The 3494-nt window shown below is 76.1% G+C and carries 3 protein-coding genes; 1 reads left to right on the top strand and 2 read right to left on the bottom strand.

Annotated elements, in window-relative coordinates:
• Nucleotides 1-111: 111 nt before the first annotated feature.
• Together SSBG_RS23920 and SSBG_RS23915 are read right to left on the bottom strand one after the other, a co-directional pair.
• Nucleotides 112-1149: an SCO1860 family LAETG-anchored protein gene (locus SSBG_RS23920; protein WP_037870507.1), complete on the bottom strand. Its 1038-nt coding sequence runs from the start codon at nucleotides 1147-1149 to the stop codon at nucleotides 112-114.
• Nucleotides 1150-1503: 354 nt separating this feature from the next.
• The gene (locus SSBG_RS23915; protein WP_086023077.1) at nucleotides 1504-2607 is read right to left on the bottom strand and encodes an amidohydrolase family protein; all 1104 of its coding nucleotides are present in this window, start codon (nucleotides 2605-2607) and stop codon (nucleotides 1504-1506) included.
• 150 nt (nucleotides 2608-2757) lie between these two features.
• On the opposite strand from SSBG_RS23915, the gene SSBG_RS35080 reads away from it, so the two are divergent.
• Nucleotides 2758-3494: aminotransferase class V-fold PLP-dependent enzyme (locus SSBG_RS35080; protein WP_037870505.1), on the top strand; the 737-nt coding region annotated here is incomplete at its 3' end.

Below are 3494 nucleotides of genomic sequence, written 5' to 3'. Positions count from 1 at the left end.
GCACGGCTCGCGCGGGGGCGGGGCGCGAGACGGGCCGGGACGGGGCGCGGCTCGCGGGGACGGGCGGGGGCGGGGCGGGCCTTGACGGTTCCGCTCCGCCCCCGCGGGGCGTCAGTTGCCGCGTGCGGCGCGGCGGTTGCGCGCGAACCAGACGGCGCCCGCGCCGCCGGCGAGGAGGACGGCGGCGCCGCCCGCGAGGTAGGGGGTGGCCGAGCTGCCGCCGGTCTCGGCGAGGTTCTCGCCCTCGCCGGAGCCTGCGGCGGCGGTGGTCACCTCGGAGCCCTTGGCGCCGTTGCTCTTCGTGCCCTCGTCGTCCTTGCCGCCGCCCTGCGCGGCCGGGGACGGGCTCGCCTCCTCGGAGTCGTCGTCGGCGGGGGCCGAGGCGGGCGGCTCGGAGGCCGGGGTGCCGGGGGCCGCTTCGTCCGTCTTCGGGGTCTCGCAGGTGGCTCCGGCGAGCGTGACGGTGCCCTCGACCTGGGCGACGCCGAGCTTGAGCGGGTCGACGGAGACCTTGAGCTCCAGCGCGGCGGCGGCCGCCGTGGTGGCGGTGGTGGTGCGCTTGGAGAGGTCGAGGGTGACCTCGCCGACGCCCGGGACCTCGACGTGCGTGGTGCCTCCGGCGGACAGGTTCACGGTCTTGCCGAGGACCTTGACGTGCCCGAGGACGTTCGCCTCGGCGACGGGGTTCCGGCCCACCTCGCACACGGCCTTCGAGGTGACCTTCTCGACCTCGATGAGCGAGAGGAGCGGGAGTCCGGGGACGTGGACGCGGGCGCCGACGAGTTCGGTCGAGCCCTCCGCCCTGTGGCCGTCGGCGGTGGCCTTCGCCTGGGCGACGCGGGCGTCGAGGACGCGGAAGGGGCGGCCCTTGTCGACGCCGTCGAGGGTGGCGGTGAGCGCGGTCTTGTCGGCGTCGCCGGGGGCGCTCACCTCGTTGAGGGAGACGTTGAGCGGCAGGTCGACGGTCTTGCGCAGGAGGGAGACGTCGAGCCCGGTGCGCAGGACGACGGCGCCGGACTTCCCCCCGTGGCCCTCGGTGGCGTGCGCGGTGCCCGCGGCGGTGAGCACGGCGGGCGCGCCGACGAGGAGCGCGGCCGTGGTGGCGGCGGCGAGGCGGCGCACGGGCAGGCCGAAGGTGGTGCTGTTCACAGCGGTGTTACCCCCACAAGAGACATGGAGCCGCCGGCGCGTCCCGGGGACACGGGGGCCGGCGGCCTCGTTGCGGGAATCCTCGCGGAACGGGGGTGAAAGAACGACGTACCGCAGCACGTTCACCCTAAAGGGTGGTTTCCGGCACGATGTTCGAAAAATGGATCGCTCTGCTGCGCAGGCGTTCGCCCACGTCACAGCGGTGCCTCGCCCGGGAGGAGGGGCACCCGGCCCCCTCGCGCGCGCCCCCGGGGCGCGAAGAGCGCCGTCCCACCCGTCCCTCGCGCCGCCGCCCCGCACGTGTCCCGCGACCCCCGCGTCGCCACCGCCCCGCACGTGTCTGCGCCGCCGCGCCTACGCCACCACCCGCCCCGACATCACGACGCGGCGGGGCGCCGTCAGGACCCGTACGTCCGCGCGCGGGTCGCTCTCGTACACCACGAGGTCCGCCGGGGCGCCCTCCTCGATGCCGGGCCTGCCGAGCCAGGCGCGGGCGTCCCAGACGGCGGCGGAGAGCGCGGCCAGCGGCGGGAGGCCCGCGCGGACGAGTTCGGCGACCTCCGCGCCGATGAGGCCGTGCGGGAGGCTGCCGCCCGCGTCGGTGCCGGTGAAGACGGGGACGCCCGCGTCGAAGGCGGCCCGCACCGTCTCGTAGCGGCGGGCGTGCAGGCGGCGCATGTGGGCCGACCAGCGTGGGAACTTCGCCTCGCCGCCGTCCGCGAGGCGTGGGAACGTCGCGATGTTGACGAGGGTCGGGACGATCGCGACGCCGCGCTCCGCGAAGAGCGGGATGGTCTCCTCGGTGAGCCCCGTCGCGTGCTCGACGCAGTCGATGCCCGCCTCGACCAGGTCGGCGAGCGAGTCCTCGGCGAAGCAGTGCGCGGTGACGCGCGCGCCGAGCCGGTGCGCCTCGGCGATCGCCGCCTCGACCGCGCCGCGCGGCCAGCACGCCGTCAGGTCGCCCGCCTCGCGGTCGATCCAGTCACCGACGAGCTTGACCCAGCCGTCGCCGCGCCGCGCCTCGCGGGCGACGTAGGCGACGAGGTCCTCCGGCTCGATCTCGTGGGCGAAGTTGCGGATGTAGCGGCGGGTGCGGGCGATGTGGCGCCCGGCGCGGATGATGCGGGGCAGGTCCTCGCGCGCGTCCGTCCAGCGCGTGTCGGAGGGCGAGCCCGCGTCGCGGAGCAGGAGCGCGCCCGCGTCCCGCTCGGTGAGCGCCTGCTTCTCGGCCTCCTCGGCGGGCACGGCGCCGTGCGCGTCGAGCCCGACGTGGCAGTGCGCGTCCACGAGCCCGGGCAGTGCCCAGCCCGCCACGGTGCGGACGTCCCGCGCCCCGGCCGGGGGCGTGAACGTGATCCGCCCGCCGACCACCCACACCTCGTCGCGCACGTCCTCGGGCCCCACGAGGACGGCCCCCTTCACCCGCAGCACCGGCACCGTTCCGCTCACGTCGTCCATGACCGGCACCCTAGAAGGCGGCCCGCCCCGCCCTCTTCCCCGCACCCCCCTGAGTACCCTCACAACCGGCCCGCACGGCCATCCGTCCCCGTGTCGCCGCAGGCGACACGCGCGCACGCCGCACTCGGCACACGCAGAAAGAGCCACCTCGTGACACACCCCCTGCTTGACCTCACTCCCCTGACCGCCCACCACTTCGCGACCGTCGAACGCAAGGTCGCCGCCCTGCTCGGGCTCGACGCGCCCGGCAGCGGGGGGCACGAGCTCGTCGTGACGCAGGGCGAGGCGCTGCTGCCCCTCGAAGGGTGCATCCGGGGGGCCGCCGGTCCGGGAACGGTCGCGCTGAACATCGTGACGGGCCCCTACGGGCAGACCTTCGGCAACTGGCTGCGCGACTGCGGCGCCACGGTGCACGACCTCGCGGTGCCCTTCGACTCGGCGGTCAGCGCGGCGCAGGTGCGTGAGGCGCTGGCCGCGCACCCGGAGACGGACTTCGTCTCGCTCGTGCACGCGGAGGCCGCGACGGGCAACACCAACCCGGTCGCGGAGATCGGCGCGGTGGTGCGCGAACACGGGGCGCTGCTCATGCTCGACGCCGTCGCCTCGGTGGGCGCGGAGCCGCTGCTGCCCGCCGAGTGGGGCGTGGACCTGTGCGTGATCGGGGCGCAGAAGGCGCTCGGCGGCCCGGCCGGGGTCTCGGTGGCGGCGCTGAGCCCGCGCGCCTGGGAGCGCCTGGAGGCGAACCCGGCGGGCCCGCGGGGCTCGTACCTCTCCCTGCTCGACTGGAAGCACCGGTGGATCGACGCGGGCCGCAAGGCGCTCCCGCACGCTCCCGCGCAGCTGGAGATGCTGGCGCTCGAAGCGTGCCTGGAGCGCTTCGCCGCCGA

This window comes from Streptomyces sp. SPB074, from assembly GCF_000154905.1.
GTDB lineage: Bacteria > Actinomycetota > Actinomycetes > Streptomycetales > Streptomycetaceae > Streptomyces.
The sequence above is the reverse complement of the archived record's forward strand: the minus strand, read 5'-3'. Positions and strand labels throughout refer to the sequence as shown.